Source organism: Empedobacter sp. 225-1 (genome assembly GCF_030328185.1).
In the GTDB taxonomy this organism is placed as follows: domain Bacteria; phylum Bacteroidota; class Bacteroidia; order Flavobacteriales; family Weeksellaceae; genus Empedobacter; species Empedobacter stercoris.
In genome coordinates this window covers 1-21847 of sequence record NZ_JACALO010000006.1, presented here as the reverse complement: position 1 = coordinate 21847, position 21847 = coordinate 1, and the positions used below count along the sequence as shown (strand labels likewise).

General features: G+C 31.5%; 19 protein-coding genes, 1 tRNA gene and 1 pseudogene. 12 read left to right on the top strand and 9 right to left on the bottom strand.

Going from position 1 to position 21847, the window contains the following annotated elements; genetic code table 11:
- Positions 1-27: 27 nt before the first annotated feature.
- The 4 genes from HX088_RS03020 (at position 28) to HX088_RS03005 (ending at position 3163) form a co-directional block, all read left to right on the top strand.
- A tRNA-Gln gene (locus HX088_RS03020) sits at positions 28-98 on the top strand.
- 78 nt (positions 99-176) lie between these two features.
- Complete coding sequence (locus HX088_RS03015) at positions 177-719, top strand: RNA polymerase sigma factor (protein WP_286483320.1); 543 nt, start codon at positions 177-179, stop codon at positions 717-719.
- A 51-nt stretch (positions 720-770) separates the two neighbouring features.
- Positions 771-1328, top strand: a complete 558-nt coding sequence (locus tag HX088_RS03010; protein ID WP_260543859.1) for a C40 family peptidase — start codon at positions 771-773, stop codon at positions 1326-1328.
- Positions 1329-1402: 74 nt separating this feature from the next.
- On the top strand, positions 1403-3163 hold the full coding sequence (locus HX088_RS03005; protein WP_284583966.1) for an outer membrane protein assembly factor: 1761 nt from the start codon (positions 1403-1405) through the stop codon (positions 3161-3163).
- Between the two features lie 55 nt (positions 3164-3218).
- Here the strand turns inward: HX088_RS03005 and HX088_RS03000 are convergent, their stop codons facing one another.
- Both HX088_RS03000 and rbfA read right to left on the bottom strand, forming a co-directional pair.
- On the bottom strand, positions 3219-4403 hold the full coding sequence (locus HX088_RS03000) for an ABC transporter permease (RefSeq protein ID WP_260543854.1): 1185 nt from the start codon (positions 4401-4403) through the stop codon (positions 3219-3221).
- Positions 4403-4762 carry a 30S ribosome-binding factor RbfA gene (rbfA, locus tag HX088_RS02995; RefSeq protein WP_188319794.1) on the bottom strand — a complete coding sequence of 120 codons (360 nt, stop codon included), beginning with the start codon at positions 4760-4762 and terminating at the stop codon, positions 4403-4405. Before rbfA ends, HX088_RS03000 begins: the two co-directional genes overlap by 1 nt.
- A gap of 94 nt (positions 4763-4856) precedes the next feature.
- Between rbfA and HX088_RS02990 the strand changes: the two genes are divergently transcribed.
- A complete protein-coding gene (locus tag HX088_RS02990; RefSeq protein ID WP_188319795.1) occupies positions 4857-5255 on the top strand; it encodes a group III truncated hemoglobin in 399 nt (132 codons plus the stop codon).
- 57 nt (positions 5256-5312) lie between these two features.
- Here the strand turns inward: HX088_RS02990 and HX088_RS02985 are convergent, their stop codons facing one another.
- The 4 genes from HX088_RS02985 to HX088_RS02970 form a co-directional block, all read right to left on the bottom strand.
- Positions 5313-6686, bottom strand: coding sequence for an NAD-dependent succinate-semialdehyde dehydrogenase (locus tag HX088_RS02985; RefSeq protein WP_260543850.1), 1374 nt, complete (start codon positions 6684-6686; stop codon positions 5313-5315).
- A 296-nt stretch (positions 6687-6982) separates the two neighbouring features.
- Positions 6983-8542, bottom strand: a complete 1560-nt coding sequence (dnaB, locus tag HX088_RS02980) for a replicative DNA helicase (protein ID WP_225539324.1) — start codon at positions 8540-8542, stop codon at positions 6983-6985.
- Between the two features lie 96 nt (positions 8543-8638).
- A complete protein-coding gene (locus tag HX088_RS02975) occupies positions 8639-9592 on the bottom strand; it encodes an acetyl-CoA carboxylase carboxyltransferase subunit alpha (protein WP_171622672.1) in 954 nt (317 codons plus the stop codon).
- Positions 9593-9750: 158 nt separating this feature from the next.
- The gene (locus HX088_RS02970; protein WP_284583964.1) at positions 9751-10929 is read right to left on the bottom strand and encodes a thiolase family protein; all 1179 of its coding nucleotides are present in this window, start codon (positions 10927-10929) and stop codon (positions 9751-9753) included.
- A 198-nt stretch (positions 10930-11127) separates the two neighbouring features.
- On the opposite strand from HX088_RS02970, the gene HX088_RS02965 reads away from it, so the two are divergent.
- The 3 genes from HX088_RS02965 to HX088_RS02955 all read left to right on the top strand — a co-directional run bounded on the left by HX088_RS02965 (position 11128) and on the right by HX088_RS02955 (position 14022).
- Complete coding sequence (locus HX088_RS02965) at positions 11128-12426, top strand: M28 family metallopeptidase (RefSeq protein WP_286483306.1); 1299 nt, start codon at positions 11128-11130, stop codon at positions 12424-12426.
- A gap of 457 nt (positions 12427-12883) precedes the next feature.
- Positions 12884-13456 carry a hypothetical protein gene (locus tag HX088_RS02960; RefSeq protein ID WP_171622675.1) on the top strand — a complete coding sequence of 191 codons (573 nt, stop codon included), beginning with the start codon at positions 12884-12886 and terminating at the stop codon, positions 13454-13456.
- A gap of 119 nt (positions 13457-13575) precedes the next feature.
- A complete protein-coding gene (locus tag HX088_RS02955; RefSeq protein ID WP_171622676.1) occupies positions 13576-14022 on the top strand; it encodes a hypothetical protein in 447 nt (148 codons plus the stop codon).
- Positions 14023-14081: 59 nt separating this feature from the next.
- On the opposite strand, the gene HX088_RS02950 is transcribed toward HX088_RS02955, so the two are convergent.
- Positions 14082-15035: an isopenicillin N synthase family dioxygenase gene (locus HX088_RS02950; protein WP_171622677.1), complete on the bottom strand. Its 954-nt coding sequence runs from the start codon at positions 15033-15035 to the stop codon at positions 14082-14084.
- Positions 15036-15391: 356 nt separating this feature from the next.
- Between HX088_RS02950 and HX088_RS02945 the strand changes: the two genes are divergently transcribed.
- Positions 15392-15643 (top strand): hypothetical protein, encoded by a 252-nt coding sequence (locus HX088_RS02945; RefSeq protein WP_171622678.1) that lies wholly within the window; start codon positions 15392-15394, stop codon positions 15641-15643.
- Between the two features lie 211 nt (positions 15644-15854).
- Positions 15855-16757 carry an oxygen-dependent coproporphyrinogen oxidase gene (gene hemF, locus HX088_RS02940; protein ID WP_171622679.1) on the top strand — a complete coding sequence of 301 codons (903 nt, stop codon included), beginning with the start codon at positions 15855-15857 and terminating at the stop codon, positions 16755-16757.
- Positions 16758-16804: 47 nt separating this feature from the next.
- Here hemF and HX088_RS02935 read toward each other — a convergent pair.
- Positions 16805-18251, bottom strand: a pseudogene (locus HX088_RS02935) (RtcB family protein).
- Positions 18252-18268: 17 nt separating this feature from the next.
- Positions 18269-19360, bottom strand: coding sequence for a slipin family protein (locus tag HX088_RS02930; protein ID WP_286483300.1), 1092 nt, complete (start codon positions 19358-19360; stop codon positions 18269-18271).
- Positions 19361-20259: 899 nt separating this feature from the next.
- Between HX088_RS02930 and HX088_RS02925 the strand changes: the two genes are divergently transcribed.
- Together HX088_RS02925 and HX088_RS02920 are read left to right on the top strand one after the other, a co-directional pair.
- Positions 20260-21279, top strand: a complete 1020-nt coding sequence (locus HX088_RS02925) for a helix-turn-helix transcriptional regulator (protein ID WP_286483298.1) — start codon at positions 20260-20262, stop codon at positions 21277-21279.
- Positions 21280-21361: 82 nt separating this feature from the next.
- The gene (locus tag HX088_RS02920) at positions 21362-21790 is read left to right on the top strand and encodes a helix-turn-helix domain-containing protein (protein WP_286421175.1); all 429 of its coding nucleotides are present in this window, start codon (positions 21362-21364) and stop codon (positions 21788-21790) included.
- Positions 21791-21847: the final 57 nt, after the last annotated feature.

Genomic DNA, 21847 nt, shown 5'->3' with positions numbered 1-21847 from the left:
TTTCAATTATATATAATAATCATGGACAGACCCATGGTGTAACGGTAGCACATCGGTTTTTGGTGCCGCTAGTTGGGGTTCGAATCCCTGTGGGTCTACTGATTTAAGCTTCAATATACGTATTGAAGCTTTTTTTATGGATAAAATTTACTATATTTATAATAATTGATTTATAAATGACTTTAGAAAACATAATTTTAGAAGCTAAAAAAGGAAAACGAAACGCTCAGAATGCTGTGATTGAGGTTTTGTGGAACAAAGTTTATTATTATGTTTATAATAAGATTAGAAACGAGGAAGAAGCAGAAGACATCGCGATAGAAACGTTTACTAAGGTTTTCAGTAAATTGAAATTATATAACGAAGATTTTGACTTTACGACTTGGGTGATTTCTATTGCTCATAATACGATGATTGATCATATTAGAAAATCTCCTAAACTTAATATTTCAATTGATGATGAAACGAATCTACTCGAGATTTTAGAAGATCATCCATCTCCTGAAGAACATCTGATACTGAAACAAGATAATGATACGCTAATAAAGGCCATTGCAAAGCTGAGAGAACCGTATCAGAAAATTATCGAATTGAGATACATCGAAGATAAAACCTATAAAGAGATTGCGGAGGAACTTAATTTAACCTTACCAAATGTTAAAGTTAGATTATTAAGAGCCAAACAATTGTTAACAGAGGTGATGCAAAATAATATTTAGTACATTTATTCGTTGAAAAGTTGTTGAAGTAAAATAGAAAAGAATATAGAAATGAAGAAGTATATATACCTTACAACAATCCTAATGATAAGTTTGTTTTTAACATCTTGTGGAAGTAGCAAAGTAACTTCTTACAAAAAAACAGGAGCTAAAAAAGTATATTCTTCAACTAAAAAATCAGAAACTTCAGAAGTTTTTCGTTCTGTAAATGCAGATGATAGCGCTCCTCGTGACATTAATAAAATTCTAAAAACAGCCAAGTCCTATTTAGGTACACCTTATAAATATGGAGGAATTACTCGATCTGGTTTCGATTGTTCGGGATTAGTTTATGTAAGTTTTAAGGAAATGAAATTAGAATTACCGCGTCGTTCGAGTGATCAAGCTGAGTATGGAAAAGAAATTAACATTAAAAATGTTAAAATAGGTGATCTGATTTTCTTTAATACTTCGGGAAATTCTATTTCTCATGTGGGTATCGTAGAGCGTATTAATAACGATGGAGCAATCTATTTTGTACATTCTTCGACTTCAAAAGGTGTTATTATCTCTTCCCTTGATGAAAATTATTGGAAAACAAGATTTGTAAAAGCGGTTAGACTTTTATAACTTGAAGTGTGTTTAATAAAAAAAATATATCATTAACATTTTTTGGATTTCTATTTTTTAGTTTATCCATAGTTGTGAATGCACAAGATGACAGTATTAAAATTGATACCGTTAGGATAGAAAATAAATCTCATTCTAAATTCAGAAAACTTTACGAAACATTATTGTTCAAGAAAAAACCAACAAGATTTCCTATTCAATACAATAATGCTGCTGAGAACGAAAAGTATCAAGGGAAGGTAATTCGAAACATATATTACAAGACACAAGATCCTTTTGGTTACTCTTTACAAGATACGACTAGAGTACCTACAAAATGGATAGAAAGAGCTGGAAATACATTACACGGGAAAACAAAACACTTTGTGTTGCGCCAAAACATGTTAGTTAAACCAGGCGAACGTTATGATTCATTAAAAGTAACAGAGTCAGAACGTCTAATTCGTGCAAATCGTTCTATTCGTCGTGTCGAAATCAAAGAAGAAGCTGTTGGAACAGATTCGGTTGATTTATATGTTAATTCGATAGATTCGTGGAGTATGTTTATTACAGGTTCCGTTTCAAGTTCAAAAGCAGGATTAAGAGTTCGTGAACGAAATTTTCTGGGGGTAGGACATGTATTTGATAATCGTTATCGTCACAATTATAAAACAGGAAATTCGCTTTATCAATTCAATTATACAGTGCCTAATATTGCACAAACTCGAATTATTGGTAATGTACGTTATTTTAAGAATGAAGATGATCATTATTCCAAATCGGTGAGTTTTGTACGTCCTTTTTATTCTCCTTTGGCGCATTATGCAGGAGGAGTTTCTGTGGGACAAATTTATTTTAAAGATTCGTTAGATTTTGATAAACCAGTTTTAGAAAACAATCCATTTAAGTATAATTTTCAAGATTATTGGTTAGCGAGGGCTTTTCGAATAGATGATGGTTATTCCGAAAATATCACTAACCTTATTGTTTCTGGTCGATTTTATGATCGTAATTATACGGAAATGCCTACAGAAGAAAATGATCCGGTTCATTTTTTTTCTGATCAAACCAATTATTTAGTAGGTTTAGGAATTTCATCTAAACGATACATCAAAACAAAATATATTTTTAATTATGATATCGAAGAAGATATTGCAATTGGTAAAACTTTAGGAATAATAGGCGGAATTCAGAATATTCGCCAAACAACTCGTTATTATTTAGGAGGGAAAGCTTCTGCGGGAGGTTTCTTGAATACCGGATTCTGGGGTTTTGGTGTTGAATTTGGAGGCTTTTTTAACAAAGGAAAATTTGAACAAAAAACCTTGTCAGTGGAAATGCAATATATGGCAAGGTTAATCAATTGGGGAGATTGGAAATTCAGGAACTTCGTAAAGGCGAATTATTTATTGGGACATAATCGGATGGATTCACCCGCAGATCAACTCTCTCTTCATGAACATGATTATCTTGGAATGGCTGGTTTTAAATCGGATAGAGATTTAACGGGGCAACAAAAATTGATGATAGAATATCAATTACAATCGTATTTACCATACGAATTTTTAGGATTTCGTATTTCACCTTATTTCAATGCTATGTTTGCAGCGATAGGGGATAGCAAAAAATTTATTTTGAATAATAACCCGATTTATTCGCGTTTTAGTATAGGTGTAATGTTGACAAATGATTATTTTGTATTTAACAATATTCGATTTTCATTGTCGTATTATCCGTCAATTCCAGGACAAGGTAATAACTTAATCAAAACTAATTTATTAGATAATAGAGATTATCAAATGATGGATTTTGACTTCTCAAAACCTAATTATATTCGTTGGAATAGATGGGATTAAAATACAAATAGCTTGAAGAAATCTTCAAGCTATTTGTATTGAATAGTTGTGTTTTTTATTTCACTTGTCTTGATACTATCCACGAAACTAAACTTCCTAAACCTAATACCGTTATAATAACAGCAATAAAGTTTTCTACAGAAAATAGAAAAGGAAAAGGAACGGTTGCGGATGCCATTACCAATCCAAAATTAATTTGTAACAATCCAATTACCGAAGCAATTAATAAACCTGTTGTCATCGCAATAAAAGTGATGATAAATCCAGTTTGAAAGAAGATATTACGAATGTTTTTTCGTGATAGACCAAAACTATACATGGTTTGTATTTCTTTCTTTTTATCTAAAATCAAGATGATAATTGTTCCTGCCAAATTAAAACACGCAATGATAATGACTAAAGTAAAAATCAGGTAACTAATCAAGTTTTCCATATTCATCACTTTCAAGAAAGCTGAATCTAAATCTTGTCTGGTTTCAATTTTATAATTATCGCCTAATGTTTTTTGAAGTTGATTCTTCACTTCATTAAACGACTTTTTGCCAGTTGTTTTAACTTCAATCGAATAACATTGATCTTGATTCAAAAGTAATAATTCTTGCGCTAATCCAAGTGTTGTAAAAATATGTTTATCATATTGTTCATTCAACATAAAGACACCAACACTATACGCATCTTTACTCGTAAAAGCGTCACTTTCTTGTTTGATTAAACCAGTTCCTGCCTTTGGCATCATCAAATCTGCTGGCGTTATCGGATCGATATAAAGTTGCAAACGTTCTGCAATTCCATTCGAAACAATAAAATTATCCGCTCGTGTATAATCTAAATATTGTCCACCATAAATTACCGTATCCAAACGGGTAACTTTGGTAAAGTTTTCGTCTACACCTTTCAAGTAGGCAATATCTTGCTTTCCTTTGTAATTAATGTAGACTTTTTCTTCGATGATTTTCGAAAAAGCTTTAACCTCTTTTTGTTGTTTCAATTGATCCACAACAAAAGTTAAACTGTCTAATACTTTTCCTTTCGAAGGAGAGATTTTAATTTCAGGATTTACATTGCTATAATATTTTAAATTCATTTTTTCTAAACCCGAAAAAACGGATAAAATGATAAACAAAGCAGCTGTAGCAACCAAAATAGCACCAACAGCAATCGATGTAATAATGTTTACAGCATTTGTATTCGTTTTCGAAAAAATGTAGCGTTTTGCAATGTAAAGCGAAATGTTTCTCATTATAAGATCGGATTATTTCCTTCTCCTCTTAACGCTTTGTCGATTTTATCCATTTCGTCTAACGAATTGTCTAAAATAAAAATTAATTCAGGTGTAATACGCATTTGTTTAGAAGCACTTTTTGATAAAATTCCTCTAAAAAACGGTGTATTTACTTTTATTTCCTTGAAAATTTCATCTTTTTGAGTGTTAGGGAAAATACTAACATAGATTTTAGAAACGCCTAAATCTGGTGTTACTTTTACTTCTGTAACACTAATCAAATTTCCTGGGAATTCCTTTACAGCCCATTTTCTAAAAGCTTCTGCTAATTCTTCTTGAAATAATTTACTTACTTTTTGTTGTCTATTGCTATCCAATTCTATTCGTTTTTATAAGACTGTAAAATTACTGCATTTTTTTGTGATTAAAAACATTGATGAATTGAATTAAGTTCTTTGTAAATTTGTTTTAATGAAAAAAGATATCGAAACTTCAGAAGATGTTGCTTTATTGGTAAATACGTTTTACGATAAAGTGCAAAAAGATGATGTCATTGGTTACTTTTTTTCGGAAGTTGCACAAGTAAATTGGGACGAACATTTACCGCATATGATTCAGTTTTGGGAAACTGTTTTGTTGGGAAAAGCAACTTTTGAAGGTTGGCCAATGCGAACACATTTGGTTTTGAGTCAGAAAGAAAAATTAAAACCACATCATTTCGAACGTTGGATGGAATTGTGGTTTGGAATAATTGACGAAAATTTTGAAGGAGAGATTGCAAATGAAGCTAAAAATAGAGCGAAAATAATGCGCGATTTGATTCTTTTCAAAATTGACCAAATGGAACAAAAACAAGGTTTTATTCAATAAAAAAATGCAACTCTTAAAAGTTGCATTTTTTTATGTTTGATCATGCTGATCGAAAAACTATTTTGCAATCATGATTAATTTCTTGTTCACAAATTCTAAAATTCCAGCTTTAGAAAGTTCACGTCCATATCCCGAATGTTTTACTCCTCCAAAAGGTAAATCTGGGCTTGAAGAAACTTGTTTGTTTACGTAAACCATTCCCGAATCTATTCTACGAGCGATTTTCTCCGCATTCGGAACATCTTCTGTATAAATAGAAGCACCTAATCCGTAAGGCGTATCATTCGCAATTTTGATTGCTTCTTCTACATCCTTAACTTTCCAAATACAAATCACAGGTCCAAAAACTTCTTCGTCATAGGCCTTCATTCCAGGTTTTAAATCTGTTAAAATTGTTGGTTGTAAAAAGAAGCCATCACGATCAATACGTTTTCCTCCAGCAAGAATTGTTGCACCTTTATTTGCTGAATCATTGATCTGCTCCAATAATTTTTCTAAGGCATTTTCTGAACTGACAGGACCCATATTAGTATCTGCTTGTGTCGGATCGCCAACTTTCATTCCATTTACATGAGCTGTAATTCGTTTTAAATATTCGTCGTAAATACCTTCTTGTACAATAATTCGTTTCGAAGAAGTACACGCTTGTCCAGCATTACGCAAACGTCCATTAATTGTTCCGTTCATTACTTTTTCGATATCGGCATCATCTAAAACAATCATTGGATCAGAACCACCAAGTTCTAAAACTAAAGGTTTTACATTTTTACCTGCAATACTTGCAACTTCTGCACCTGCTGCTTCTGAACCAGTTAAAGAAACACCAACTATTTTTGGGTTATTGATAATTACATCTGTATCTTTTCCTGACATCAATAAGTTTTTGTACAAACCTTTTGGTGCACCAGCTGCTATAAACATTTCTTCGAATGCAATTCCACATTGCGGAATATTAGAAGCTGTTTTCAAAACAACCGTGTTACCAGCCATGATATGTGGACTTGCAAAACGTGCTATTTGAGAAAAAGGAAAATTCCAAGGCATAACACCTAACAAAACACCAATAGGTTCTGAAACTACATAGGCGTCACCTTTTTCTGTTTGTAAAGGAACATTTGCTAAAAATTCTTCTGCATTATCTGCATAATAATCGATAATATTTGCGCTATACTCAATTTCGATTTCACTTTCATGCAATGGTTTACCCATTTCAGTTGTAATTAAAGCTGCTAATCGTGATTTTTGTTTACGCATTTCGTTTGCAACACGTTTCATTACAGCTTTTCGATCTTCAAAAGATTCGAATCGCCATGTTTGATATAATTCGTTTGCGTCGTCTATATATTGATTGATTTCTTCGCTTGTGTAGGCTTGAAATTCTTTTTCGATTTTACCTGTAGCAGGATTTAGTGTTCTGATTGAACTTGCCATTTCACTCTTTATTTAATCTATACAAAGTTGTAGCAATTCTCGTTCCTAACAAAACTTTTAGGATAAATAAAACTGATAGTTTATCGAATAAAATGTAATTGAGTTGATAGCAAGGAATGATGAATAAGTATTTTTTAGTTTATTGAAAATAGAATATTTCAAAAGTATTTCAAGATTTCAAATACTAAGATGGTCACCATAAGCTTGAAAGAATTGTTAATTGTAATTAATATAAACAAAAAAAGCTGAAAATGATTTCAGCTTAAGATATATCTTATTTAAATTGATTTTATGTATTAAAATGGTAAATTATCGTCGTCATTGTTCATTGAGCTGGTAAACTCACTTCCAAAATCTCCAAAGGCATCTGAAGGATCAATAGCAGATAAATTCATAGCACTTCCCATTTCTTGCGAACCATCATTCATTGAACTTTGAATTTCGAAATCGCTACCATAAGAAGTTTCTAAATCAGTAAATTTAGCTTGTTCATTAATGAAGCGTAAACGTACATTTTCTAACGCACCATTACGGTGTTTCGCAATGATAAATTCAGCTTGTCCAGCACAAGGTTCACTCTCGTCATCCCAATATTCGAGTTTATAATATTCGGGACGATAAATAAACGAAACGATATCGGCATCTTGTTCAATCGCTCCAGATTCACGTAAATCTGAAAGTAAAGGTCGTTTACTTCCTCCACGTGTTTCTACCGAACGCGATAATTGCGAAAGTGCAATAACAGGAATACTTAATTCTTTTGCAATCGCTTTTAATGAGCGCGAAATCATCGAAATTTCTTGTTCACGATTTCCGTTTGCTTTTCCACCGGCCGTCATTAATTGCAAGTAGTCAATTAAAATCATTTTTACGCCATGCTGAGAAACCAAACGACGTGCTTTTGCTCTTAAATCGAAAATCGAAAGGGCGGGAGTATCATCGATATATAAAGGTGCATTTTCAAGACCCTTTACTTTTGTATATAATTGTTTCCACTCGTGGTCAGCCAATTTTGCTTTACGCAATTTTTCACCTGAAATCCCTGTTTCACCTGAAATCATACGTGTAATCAACTGAACAGAAGACATCTCTAAAGAGAAAACAGCAACTGGAATATTTTTATCAACCGTCATATTTTTCGCCATCGAAAGGATAAAGGCAGTCTTACCCATACCTGGACGAGCGGCTAAAATAATCAAATCGGATTCTTGCCAACCAGAAGTAATTTTATCAATCTCCGTAAATCCAGAAGATAAACCAGACATTCCTTCTTTTGTAGATTGGGCCTTAATTTTATCAATTGCTTCAGTTACCAAATCTTTGGCTTCTGAATAACTACGTTTGATACCACCTTCTGTAATTTCGAATAATTTCGATTCGGAATAATCTAATAAATCAAAAACATCTGCTGTATCGTCGTATGATTTTTCGATCACTTGGCTCGAAATTTCAATTAACCGACGTAAAATATATTTTTCTTGAATCACACGTGCGTAATATTCGACGTGTGCAGAAGAAGAAACTTTTTGTGTTAATTGGATTAAATAATAATCACCTCCAATACGATCTAATTTGCCGTCTTTTTTTAATTCATTCGAAACCGTTAACAAATCAATCGGTTCAGAATCGTTAAATAATTTTTGAATGACAGCATAAATCGCTTGATGCTCGGGACGATAAAAAACTTGTGGTGTAAGGATGTCGATTACCTCATCCAGCCCTTTTTTATCAATCATCATCGCACCAAGTACAGCTTGCTCTAAATCAACAGCTTGTGGAGGAAGTTTACCTTTCTCTAAACCAATGATATTGCGCTTGTTGGCTGGTATTTCAGGATTATAATTTGCTTGTTCCATAAGAGGCTCAAAATTAAAGAAAAAAACGAGATATAACTAATTTTATATCTCGTTTTAAATTCGTATATTCTACAATACATGTTGTTGTAAAATGTATTATCCTGAAAATTCTCCGAACTTGATATAACGCTCTTGACGTTGCGTTTGTAGTTCTTTTGGAGATAATTTTTTCAATTCATTGTACGTTTCCAAAACTTTATTTTTAAGATTTGTGTACGCAACTTCTGGCTTGTAATGAGCACCACCAAGAGGTTCTTGTATAATGTCTTCAATTAATCCTAATTCTAACATATCAGGTCCAGTTAATTTCATTTGAGAAGCAGCTTGTTCTTTGTAATCCCAACTTCTCCACAAAATAGTCGAACAGTTTTCTGGTGAAATTACAGAGTACCACGTGTTTTCCATCATGAAAACTTTATTTCCTACACCAATTCCTAAAGCTCCACCAGAAGCTCCTTCACCAATTACAACTGTAATTACAGGAACAGTAAGTTTTAACATTTCGTAGATGTTTTTAGCAATTGCCTCTCCTTGTCCACGTTCTTCAGCTTCTAAACCTGGATATGCACCTGGAGTATCGACTAAAGTAAGAACAGGAATATTAAACTTTTCTGCTAATTTCATTAAACGTAATGCTTTGCGGTAACCATCTGGATTAGACATCCCGAAACGACGATATTGTCTTTCTTTGGTGTTTTTACCTTTTTGTTGACCAATAATCATGAAAGTTTGACCATTGATTTTTCCCATACCACCAACCATAGCTTTATCATCAGCAAATGTTCTGTCTCCGTGAATTTCGATAAATGTATTATCTGTAATCGCGTAAGCGTAGTCTAAAGTATAAGGGCGAGAAGGATGACGAGACAATTGTACACGTTGCCATGGTGTTAAATTACCATAGATTTCCTTCTTTTTATTTTCAATTGCAATCTCAATTTCAACGCAAGCTTGTTTGATGTTAACACCGCTTCCTTCTCCGACGATTTGACAGCTTAATAACTGTTCTTCTAAATCTTTGATAGGTTGTTCAAATTCTAAATATTCCATACAAAAGTGTTTGTTCAGTTCAACAAATATAGAAAAGGTTTTTTAGCCAATTATAAATAAATGTAGAATGTTTTTGATATTTTTTACAATTCCTTCAATTTCAAAAGATAAAAGCGTCCACTTATCTAGTAGACGCTTTTATCTTTTGAAATTGAATTTTACATTTTTTCGATAATCATCGCTGAAGCTCCACCGCCACCATTACAGATAGCTGCTCCACCAATTTTACCTCCATTTTGTTCTAAAACGTTTAATAAGGTAACTAAAATACGAGATCCAGAGTTTCCAAGTGGATGACCAATAGAAACAGCACCTCCATTTACATTGACTTTAGAAGAGTCTAAGTTTAAAATTTTAGTATTAGCGATTCCAACGACTGAAAACGCTTCGTTAAATTCCCAAAAATCAACATCAGTTGCAGATATATTTGCTTTTTTCAATAACTTCTCAACCGCTTTCGCTGGTGCAGTCGTAAATTTTGAAGGTTCTTGAGAAGCGTCAGCGTAGGCAATTACTTTAGCTAAAGGTTTTATTCCTAATTCATTTGCTTTATCTAAAGACATTAAAACTAAAGCAGAAGCCCCATCATTAATTGTTGACGCATTAGCAGCAGTTACAGTGCCTTCTTTAGAAAAAACAGCGCGTAAACCTGGAACTTTATCAAAGTTTACATTTTTATATTCTTCATCTTCTTTAAAAATAACTGGTTCTCCTTTACGTTGAGGAATTTCTACAGGAACAACTTCATTATCAAATTTACCCGCAGCCCAAGCTGCAGCCGATTTTTTATAAGAATTAATGGCAAATTCGTCTTGTTCTTCACGAGAAATATTAAATTCAGTTGCACAAGTATCTCCAAAAAGCCCCATCATTTCTTTGCTATAATAATCTTGTAGCCCATCATTTACAATACCATCTAATAAAACGGTATTTCCGTATTTATTACCTGTTCTTGCATTTGGTGAATAAAAAGGAACCATCGACATGTTTTCCATTCCTCCAGCGACAACAATCTCTGCGTCACCCAAACGAATTGCTTGTGTTGCAAACATAACAGCTTTCATTCCTGAAGCACATACTTTATTTACGGTTGTTGCAGGAATTGTATTTGGTAAACCAGCTTTTATCATAGCTTGTTTAGCAGGAGCTTGTCCTTCTCCAGCTTGCAAAACATTCCCCATGTATACTTCATCAACCAAAGAACCATCTAGGTTAATTTTATTTAAAGCGCCTTTAATCGCTGTTGCACCTAAATCTGTAGCAGGAACATTTGATAAACTTCCTAAAAAAGATCCCATTGCTGTACGAACAGCTGAAACTATTACGACTTCTTTCATTTAATTGTGATTTGTTGTTTTTATTATAATAACTTATATAATGCAAGATATAAAAATTATAGTAGTATTAATTTGATTTACTCTTTAAAGATTTTCTAAATTTGTTAACGAGTTACTATAGATAGTTGTTGTTTTTTATTAAAATGATAATTGAGTTTGTGTTGAATGTTTTTTTTAAAGAATATGAATCAAATGATGATGAAAAAAATAATACTTTTTGGATTGATTTCTTGTTTTACAGTTGCGATAGCTAAAGCTCAATCGTTTGATCAAAATTATTTTAAAACAGTTTTAGATTCACTTACTTCAAAATCTTTTGCTGGACGTGGTTATGTAGAAGATGGAATGAGGAATGCGGGTATTTATATACAAAACGAATTTCAAAAAAATGGACTAAAATCATTTTCTTCGGATTATCATCAAACATTCACTTTTCCGATTAATGTAATTAAAGATGCAAAGTTGAAAATAAATGGAAAAGAGTTAAAATATGGGATTGATTTTATTGTGAAACCAAGCTCTAAGTCAATATCTAAAGTTGATTTACCCTTTTATATATTTGATACAGTTGCATATATCGCATCTTTTCAATCTAAAGAAAAGACAAGAAGTTTTATTATAAAGGATAATCAAAATCAAAAAGAGAAACACATTATTTTGCCTCCATTACAAACAAAAGTTGATTCTATTCAGCAATATTACAAGCAATGGGCGAATATTTATGAAAAAGATAACAACCAACATCGGGCTATTTTTAGATTTACTTCGGATAAACTAACTGCAAGTCTAAGTCAAAGAAGATCTTCGGTTTCAGAATTTATTATTTCGGATAATTACTTTACAAAAAACTTAAAAATAAACGATTTTTTTATTGAATCAGAATTGAATAATTCTTTCGAAGCAAATAATATAATTGGGTATATAGAAGGAAAGAACAACGATAGTGTAGTTGTAATTGCTGCGCACTATGATCATTTAGGAAAAGTGGGGTCTACAATTTTTTCAGGAGCAAGTGATAATGCAAGTGGAACCGCAATGATGATGACGTTAATGAAGTATTATTCTCAACATCAACCCAAATATAAAACCGTTTTTATGGCTTTTGCAGGCGAAGAAGCTGGTATTTTAGGTGCAGATTATTATGTTAATCATCCATTATTTTCTTTGAACCGAATCAAGTTTTTAATTAATTTGGATATTATGGGAGCTGGCGAACAGGGGGTTCAAGTGGTGAATGGTAAGATATTTTTGAAGGAGTTTCAACAATTAGTAAAAATAAATTCCAAAAATAATTATCTTAGAGAAATAAAAACAAGAGGAGAAGCATGTAATTCTGATCATTGTCCGTTTTATATGAAAGGTGTTCCGTCTTTTTTTATTTATACATTAGGAGGAAAAGGTTTTTATCATGATCCTTATGATACACCCGAAAATTTAGATTTAAGTTATTCTGAAAAGGTATACAACTTACTGAGAGATTTTATAAAACAGCTATAAAAAAAAAATCCGTTCTATAAGAACGGATTACTAACCAACCTAAACTACTATAAAAAACTCTAAAAAGTAAAAAAGAGTGCGAGTAATTTCAAACTTCATAAATCCATTTCCTTATACTCGTTTGTCCTCTTTGTCTTACTATCTATGAATAAATTATTTGACACTGCAAATGTCTTAGTTTTATGTCTTATTTGAAAAAATAGTTAAAGTTTTTATTTATACTGAATATAGATAAAAACTATACTAATTATTTGTAATTGATTATATGCTTTTAAAGTAAATAGTTAGCTTTTATTAATATACTGTAAGAGAAAAATTAAAAAGCTTTATTTTAACGATAATTTAACTATTTAATCACATTACAATGAAGAAATAATACGAATTAGAATCTTTGTGTTAATTTTGATTTCATTTTAACAGCCTAATAAAGGTAAATAAATTTTAATCAAAAAACAGAATGAGACTATTTTTATTCATCTTAACCTTCAACTTATTCTTATCAGTTGATGCGCAAATTATTAATCCAGATCAAATACGAACGACGATTTATGATACTATTTTGCAGGATATCCAAAAACAAAGTTTGGCTTTTCCGAATAAAATAATTGTAATTGATCCAACAATTAATAAATTCCAAGACTTAAAAATGGATGAATTTGGTTTGCAATTAGATGGGGCGAAGTACGATCAAAATTTATCTTTTTGTACTAAATTATCTCCCTATAAATGTGTCACAAAATTTGAAATAGATCACTATACAATTACAAATGTTTATAAGAATGAATCGGATGCTTTGTACCCAGATTTTTATGGAATTTACGCACCGATTGATTCATGGTATAATTTGGTTTATTATGCTGCAGTAGCACATTTTGAGAAAGATAGGAAGTTTCAGTTTAATGTCTTAATCCCAGTTCGAAATGTACAAATGAAGAATAAAATCATGCATGATAAAATGTTCTTTTATAACTTTTTATTTGATGAAAGTTTTAAGATATTAAAATTCGAAAAATTATTCTTAAAATCTTAAAATTCAAGAAAAAAAAATTGTAAATTAGCTGTACTTTAATTTTCTATTTCATGTTAAATGTTAGTGCTTATATAGACGAACTTTTACAGCTTTCAAAAGGTAGTTTACGAATTTGCCGAATGAATTGGTGGCTTTTGAAATATGAAGATGAATTTGAAAAAGCGATTGACGAAACAAGTTGTAAAAAGTGGCAAAGATGGTTTTACAATGGCGAACATCCTTATCCATGTGTTTGTCCGAAAAGAGAAAAGTTATGTGCTTTTATAGATTTGTATCGTGAATTAGATCGATTAACACAAGTACAACGATTAGAGAATTTTTTTCAAGATTATTTTCAGAAGTTTGAATTAATTAAAGACTCTACAGAGTTATTGAAAAATTGGATGAATGAGATTAGACCGACGATTTCTTCTATTTATTTGTTGTTGGATAAAAATGACAATTTAAAAATTAGATTTTACAATTCTGATCCAATTTTAGAAGTGAATATCAATAAAAGTGATTATAAATACACCTTGTTGTGTTTGGATATATTTAACTACAATATGTACGTAAAAGGTATGTAAAAAGAAAGAGAGTTGAAAAAATCAACTCTCTTTTTTTGAAATAATAGATTAAATATGGTTTATTTAATTAAACCAATTTCTTTTAAACGCTGAGTTAAAAAATCTCCAGCAGTAATATCTTCAAATTGTTTTGGATTTTCCTCTGTTATACAATTATCTAAAACAGATAAATCCATATCAGAAACTGGATGCATAAAGAAAGGTATAGAAAAACGAGATGTTCCCCATAGTTCTTTCTCAGGATTCACCACTTGATGAATAGTAGATTTTAATCTGTTGTTTGTATGACGAGATAACATATCACCAACATTAATAACTAATTCGTCGTCAGCGGCAATTGCGTCAACCCAAGTTCCGTCGTGACGTTGAACTTGTAATCCACGACCTTGAGCGCCCATTAATAACGTAATCAAGTTGATGTCACCGTGAGCACCTGCACGAACAGCATCCTTAGGTTCTTCTGTGATAGGAGGATAGTGAATTGCTCTTAGAATAGAATTTCCGTTTTTTACTTTATCATCAAAATAAAACTCATCTAAATCTAAGAATAAGGCCAAAGCACGCAATACGTAAACTCCAGTTTTTTCTAATTGTAGGTATGTTTCTTCTCCATAAGTATTAAAACCAGGAACTTCATTTACCTTCACGTTTTCTGGATAATTGTATTTCGCTTTATCTTCTTCAGTTAAATACTGTCCAAAATGCCAAAATTCTTTCAAATCACCAACAGTTCTACCTTTAGCATGTTCGTTTCCGAAAGCCGTATAACCACGTTGACCACCAATGCCTTCTACGATATAACTTTGTTTAGTTTCTGTAGGTAAAGCGTAAAATTCGCGAACGCTTTTATATAAATTTTCAACTAATTCGTCAGATAAAAAATGTCCTTTCAAAGCAACGAATCCTATTTCTTCATATGCTTGACCAATTTCGTTGACAAATTTTTGTTTTCTTGCAGGATCATCAGATAAAAAGTCTGCTAAATTAACCGATGGAATTCCGTTTTGTGACATTTATATTTTCTTTTATAAAATTTCTTTTGCAAATGTAGGACAAAGATTTGTTTTGTGAATAATATTGTTAATAACTTTTTTGTGTAAGTATTGTATTGATGGGGAATTAGATAATTATTCGTTTTTTATTTTATTAAACAATTGTAAATCAGTTATTATAAAGACTATTGGTGTGATTTTATTTCTTTAAGAATATATCAATTATATATATCGTGTTTTAAATTGTAATAAATATAATTGATTACATTGATTTGATGTTTTGATTATTTTAGTTAAATATAAAATACAATGAAACTACTATTTATACTATTGCTATTTAGCTCTGTTTTATTTGGACAAGAAATAGAAAAGCTGTAATGTTAATTTACCCTGGATGTGAAAAATATGAGAAGAAAGGTGTACAGAAATTAGCAGACTGCTTTAGTAAATATTTTAATAAACAACTATTGTTTGAAGTAGAACAGGTTTTAAAAAGTAATGATTTAACAATTAATGAAATAAATGTTAATACAAAGGTTAAATTCAAAATAAGTAAAGAAGGCGAGTTTCAAGATTTAGAAATAATTGGAACTGATTCAGAGAAGTTTCTTCTTACAAAGCTTTTGTAAATTATGTTGTAAAATTGAAAAAAGATAATAAGAAAATAATTCCTGCTGTTACTGAAAAAGGAGAAGCAGCAAGCTTGAATTTTAATATACCATTTAAAATTATTAATTAATATGTGTTTTTTTTATTTTAATTATTGCTTAATCTTATTTAAACCTAAACCTAATTTCATCACGAGTAGATATCATTAGTATATTTGGAAAAATAATTATGATGAAAGATCAATTTTTCCAATATATACAAGATCTTCAAAAGAAGATTATTGCTCAGTTAGAAGCAGTAGATGGTAAAGCAAAATTTATAAAAGACGAATGGCATCGCGAAGAAGGAGGTGGAGGTCTTTCTTGTGTTTTAACTGACGGTGCTGTTTTTGAGAAAGCTGGTGTTAATATCTCGAAAGTTTATGGTGAATTACCAGAAACAATGCAAAAAGCGCTAAATGTTTCATCAGGTAAATTTTTTGCTTGTGGATTGAGTTTGGTTATTCATCCAACAAGTCCACATATTCCAACAACACATGCTAATTGGAGATATTTCGAAATGTATGATCAAGATGGAAATGTTGTAGATCAATGGTTTGGCGGAGGTCAAGATTTGACACCTTATTATTTAGATGAAAATGATGTTATTCATTGGCATTCGGTTTGTAAAAAAAGTTGTGATGCACATAATGATTCATTTTATCCTAAATATAAACAAGAATGTGATAAATACTTTTGGAATACGCATCGCGAAGAAGCAAGAGGAGTGGGTGGTTTGTTTTTTGATTACTTAAAACCAACCGAAGAAATGCCTGTTGAAAAATGGTATGATTTTGTGACGGAAGTCGGAAATTCTTTTTTAGAAGCTTATTTGCCAATTGTTGAAAAACATAAGTATGACGAATATACTGCCGCTCAAAAAGAGTGGCAAGAAATAAGGAGAGGTCGTTATGTTGAATTTAATTTAATTCATGACAGAGGTACTTTGTTTGGCTTAAAAACAAATGGTAGAATTGAATCTATTTTAATGAGTTTACCGAAACACGTACAATGGCATTATAATCATCAGCCTGAAACAGATTCACCAGAAGCTAAATTACTTGATGTATTAATGCATCCAAAGGAATGGATTTAATCTTTTAGACTATACAAAGCCTGAACAAATTTGTTCAGGCTTTTCATTTAATCTTCTCTTGAGCCGTCATCAGCCATTCGGACCATTTTTGGTGTAAATATCGCCACAACATCAACTAAATCTTGTTGAGCAGCCATTACTTCGTGAATATCTTTGTATGCCATTGGAGCTTCGTCTTTTCCACCGCCAATTAATGTAATTCCAAAATCGTTTAAATAATCATTTATCTTGTGTTGAGACAATGATTTTATCGCTTGTGTTCTGCTCATTTGTCGACCAGCTCCATGCGAAGCCGAATGAATCGAATTTTCTTCACCTTTTCCTCGAACCAAAAATCCTGGTGCAGTCATCGAACCTGGAATAATTCCCATCACATCTTTAGCAGCTGGTGTAGCACCTTTTCGATGCACAATTACTTCTTCATCATTGTGAATTTCTTTCCAAGCAAAATTATGATGATTTTCTACTTTCGCTAAAACTTCAGCACCAATTGATTTTGCGATTTTTTGATGAATAATTTCGTGACAAGCCGAAGCATATTCACCCGCTAAATTCATCGCAATCCAGTATTCTTGACCTTCTGCAGAATCCAAATCCAAATAAGCTAAATTTTGTGCTTTATACGGAAGTTTACAAATTTCTTTAGCGATTTTAGTGTAATATCCAGCAATAGTAGCACCGAAACCTCTCGATCCAGAATGTGTCAATAAAGCTAAATACGAACCTTTTTTGATGTTTAATTTCTCATCATCTTCTTTGAAATCGATCAAACTAAATTCTACAAAGTGGTTTCCACCACCAGAAGAACCTAATTGCGACCACGCTTTGTCTTTTAAATTCTGAATAAATGAATTCGTTTCAAATTTTGTGTCATCCAAAACCTGATGTTCTGCTTTGTATTGACCATGAAATCCATGGCCTGCACCAAATTTTGTGTTTTTTATCAACGTTTCTTTTAACGAATCGTGATGTTCAAAATAATGAGAAGCTGGTAAATCATAAATCGATAAAGCCATTCTACAACCAATATCAACACCGACACCATAAGGAATAATCGCATTTTTTGTCGCTAAAACACCACCAATTGGTAAACCGTATCCTTGATGCGCATCTGGCATAATTGCACCAGCAATTGTCACAGGAAGTTTCATCGCAACTTTCATTTGTTCTAAAGCACCGTCTTCAATATTTTCTGCACCATAAATATTGAAATCGTTAGGATTTTCTTTCAATTCAATTAAGTTTTCATCTTGTTTTGGCGAATGAATTCCATCAATAAAACCTTTTGCCAATGTTTTAAAAACTTTATCTTCTAAGAAATCTTGTGGCGAAGATAAAACTTGCACATATTTATCAAGAATTTCTGCTTTTGTGTAACCATTTCTTTTTTTTGTTGATTTTTAAGGCGATTCCTAATATTTCATTTTCAGGATAACCCAAGGCAATCAAATCATTTCCATTAATTGGTTTGTTTTGTTGTTCAGTTGTTTTCATATAATTTGGTTAGAATATTATTTAGTAAACATTGTTTTTAATTCATTTAATACATTTGATCTACCAGAAATTGAGATTTCTCCAACTTTATCAGCTATTTTTTCAATGTATTCCATTTCTTTTAATTTCCATAAAGTTTCATTTTCTTCCATCAATTTTGCTGTGTTTAACAAGCTTCTTGTCGAAGCAGTTTCTTCACGACGTGTAATCGAATTGGCTTGAGCCGTTTTTTCGGCAATCAAAACACGGTTCATAATTTCTCTTATTTCTCCAGGAAGAATAATATCTTTCATCCCTGCGTTGATTAATTTTAGACCAATTTTTTCAAATTGAGTTTGATATTTTTGAATAATATAATTCGTTACCGAATTTTTATCCGACATCAAATCGTCAAAATTCATATTGCCAATAAATTCTCTCAATCCCAATTGAATCGCTTGATAAATCATTTTCTCGAAATCTTTGTTCGATTGAAAAGCGTTTATCAAATCTGTGATTTGGTAGTCTACCATAAAATTGATTCGTAATTGTGCTTTATCTTTTGTCAAAATTTCTTGTCCAGAAATTTCAATTGTTTGCGGACGCATATCATAAGAAACCATCGAAATTTTGACTTCGTTGTTATAAAATTTATACTCACCAGCTTTAAAAACCGAGTCAAATTCATTGTCTTTAAACAAAATTCCTTCATGATAAGTTGGAATTGAAATAATACGAATCGCACCAGCTTTTCTTAAAATATCAATTTCTCTTTTTGTTAAATTCTTAATTTCGTCAGTAGAATTCAAATCAAATTTTACAGCTTTTAATTGAGTTGAATTTTTCCAAATCATTACATTTTTATTGTAAAACGAATTGTATGATTGATTGTTTTTGTAAATAATCAATACCTCATTATGCAACACTTCTATAAAATCAACCATTTCTTTCAATATTTCATTTTCCATAAACATTGCCTGGAATTTTTCATCAATTATTTCGTTGATGTTTAGTTTTTCGATATTTTTATTGAAGAAAATCCAAAAATTTCCTCTTGTGTAAATTTTTTCTACTTCGTTATTTTTGATATAGATTCCAATTTCTTGGTTGTTAATCGCTAATTTTTTCATTATCTATTTTTTTATTGGTTTTTATTATTTTTTCAAACCGTCATTTCGAGTGAAATTGTGAAACAATTTTGTATCGAGAAAAAGGATTGAAAAATTCTCTGTTCTCAATATAATTTTCTTTTTCTTTCGAAACGAAAACCACTCGAATTGACGAATTATTGTCATTCTTTGTTTATCGAAGAATCGTCTCTCTTATTTTATGTTATTCTGTCCTCGACAAGTTCAATGTGACAGATTATCTAATTAAAAAAGCTAAATCATTTTCCTTTTTTTAAAACGGAATTTGAAGTTTGAGCAGCTTGTTTTGATGTCTTGTTTTTAAATATTTCCTCCAATCATTTTGACTTGATGTCTTATCTAAACTTTTGAAATCAATCATCAACTAAAGTTTCAAATTCAGGTTTTAATCAAGTTTTTTGATCTTATTTCAAATTCATTTCTACGAAATAAATTCTTTATTCGAAAAGAAAATTTTTTAGCTTTTTTGTTTTCAATGTTGCCCTTTCGGGCGATGAACAGATTTAAAGTCTGTATGAATTGCTCTACCCACTGAGTTATTTCAGTTTCCTGAAAGTAGGATTCGAACCTACGACCCATCCGTTGATAATTTTAATTATTCAGAATAGAAGTGATGAAACATTTTCTACTACAATGCTATACTGAAACATTAGTCAAGGAACAATTAAAATCATTTGGTTGTTAAACCTTTGACAAAGTTGAAGTAGAAGTACGCAAGAGAATTGCGTAATAAAAATTTTTATTAAAATAATTTGTAAATAATGATGAATAGAGGGTTTTATATTGAAAATATTTTGAATAAAAGTTGAAATAAAAATTTCTACGCAAATAGATTGCGTACTTTGATTTGAAATTTGTAGTATTGAACAAAGAAATCAACCATGGCAACTAATAAAATTGCATTAATACGCTACCAAACGATTGATAAATGTTTGCAAAATCATTTCAGAAAATGGACATTAGAAGATTTGATAGAAAAAGTTTCGGAAGCATTGTATGAATACGAAGGAATAACGTCTGGAGTTTCGAAACGAACGATACAAGGTGACTTACAAGTGATGCGTAGTGATAAATTGGGCTATAATGCGCCAATTGTTGTGCGTGAAAAAAAGTTTTATGAATATGAAGATCGAGAGTATTCGATTCATAATTCACCAGTTTCGTCTGCAGATTTGGATAAAATGAAAGAAGTGATTTCGGTGATGAAACAATTGAATGGTTTTAATTATTTTGATGATATGAATGAGATTATTACGCGCCTCGAAAATAATTTATCCAAGCAAACTCATCAACAACCAAATTATATTCAGTTCGAAGAAAATCCTTTATTAAAAGGTTTAGAACATTTGAATCGGTTGTATCAAGCAATTGTCAAGAAACAACCTTTGTTGATTTCGTATCAATCGTTCAAAGCAAAAAGTCAAGAACCAAAACAACAAGTTTATTATCCGTATTTGTTGAAAGAATATCGCAATCGTTGGTTTTTATTGGCTAAATCGAGAAAAGACATGAAGTTGTATACTTTGGCTTTGGATAGGATTGTTGAGTTTTATGAATTGGCCAATGAGCCGTTTATTGATGAGTTAGAAATTGATTTTGATACGTATTATAATAATGCGATTGGTGTGACAAAAAACGTGAAAGAAAGGGAGCAACGAGTTATTTTTCGGGTTAATAAAAAATTGGCGCCTTATGTCGTAACAAAACCTATTCATGCATCGCAAAAAACATTGGAGATTACAGATGAAGGAACGTTGTTTTCGATAGAAGTGGTGCATAATTTTGAGTTAGAACGAGAACTTTTAGGCTTTGGTGAAGAAATTGAAATTCTTGCACCAAGGTTAGTGAAAAAAAGAATAAAAACTCGATTAGATAAAGCGTATAATCAATACAAAAAATAAAAGCTTTCTCAGATAAGACAGCTTTTTATATGTAATAACGTGTCCCGTCCTGAAATAGCGATACAAAAAAGAAATCGTTATTATGGAAGAAAGAAGCAATTATGTCAAACGTACTCAGCGCGATTACAGTATGTCTTTTAAGTTGAATGTTGTAAAAGAAATTGAGTCTGGGGAATTATCTACTGTGGGCGCTTGCCGTAAGTATGGCATCCAAGCCCGAAGTACAGTTATGAGTTGGCTCAGAAAATTTGGTACCTTTGATTGGGAGAACCAAACACCCTCGAATATGCCAAAGTCACCAGAACAAAAGATCATGGAGCTTGAAGCCCAAGTAAAGCTTTTGCAAAAGCAGAAGGCTTTCCTTGAGAAACAAGCTTATGTGGCTGATAAAAAAGCCATTATTTTCGATATGATGATTAACCTTGCCGAAGAGGAATATCAAATTGATATACGAAAAAACTCACCACCCGAACTATCGATTCTTTCCGAAAGGAACAAAAAGAAACCATAAGTTTCTCCTGTGAATTGTTCGGGGTTGACCGACAGGTTTATTATCGTCATTTGAAAC

Coding starts and splice junctions, on each gene's coding strand:
- HX088_RS02990 (WP_188319795.1), top strand. CDS start 4,857: ATGAAAAAAGATATCGAAACTTCAGAAGATGTTGCTTTATTGGTAAAT.
- HX088_RS02960 (WP_171622675.1), top strand. CDS start 12,884: ATGAGACTATTTTTATTCATCTTAACCTTCAACTTATTCTTATCAGTT.
- HX088_RS02930 (WP_286483300.1), bottom strand. CDS start 19,360: ATGAAAAAATTAGCGATTAACAACCAAGAAATTGGAATCTATATCAAA.
- HX088_RS03010 (WP_260543859.1), top strand. CDS start 771: ATGAAGAAGTATATATACCTTACAACAATCCTAATGATAAGTTTGTTT.
- HX088_RS03000 (WP_260543854.1), bottom strand. CDS start 4,403: ATGAGAAACATTTCGCTTTACATTGCAAAACGCTACATTTTTTCGAAA.
- HX088_RS02955 (WP_171622676.1), top strand. CDS start 13,576: ATGAATTGGTGGCTTTTGAAATATGAAGATGAATTTGAAAAAGCGATT.
- HX088_RS02920 (WP_286421175.1), top strand. CDS start 21,362: ATGGAAGAAAGAAGCAATTATGTCAAACGTACTCAGCGCGATTACAGT.
- HX088_RS02925 (WP_286483298.1), top strand. CDS start 20,260: ATGGCAACTAATAAAATTGCATTAATACGCTACCAAACGATTGATAAA.
- dnaB (WP_225539324.1), bottom strand. CDS start 8,542: ATGGAACAAGCAAATTATAATCCTGAAATACCAGCCAACAAGCGCAAT.
- HX088_RS02970 (WP_284583964.1), bottom strand. CDS start 10,929: ATGAAAGAAGTCGTAATAGTTTCAGCTGTTCGTACAGCAATGGGATCT.
- HX088_RS03015 (WP_286483320.1), top strand. CDS start 177: ATGACTTTAGAAAACATAATTTTAGAAGCTAAAAAAGGAAAACGAAAC.
- HX088_RS02945 (WP_171622678.1), top strand. CDS start 15,392: ATGTTAATTTACCCTGGATGTGAAAAATATGAGAAGAAAGGTGTACAG.
- hemF (WP_171622679.1), top strand. CDS start 15,855: ATGAAAGATCAATTTTTCCAATATATACAAGATCTTCAAAAGAAGATT.
- HX088_RS02975 (WP_171622672.1), bottom strand. CDS start 9,592: ATGGAATATTTAGAATTTGAACAACCTATCAAAGATTTAGAAGAACAG.
- HX088_RS02950 (WP_171622677.1), bottom strand. CDS start 15,035: ATGTCACAAAACGGAATTCCATCGGTTAATTTAGCAGACTTTTTATCT.
- HX088_RS02985 (WP_260543850.1), bottom strand. CDS start 6,686: ATGGCAAGTTCAATCAGAACACTAAATCCTGCTACAGGTAAAATCGAA.
- HX088_RS02965 (WP_286483306.1), top strand. CDS start 11,128: ATGAAAAAAATAATACTTTTTGGATTGATTTCTTGTTTTACAGTTGCG.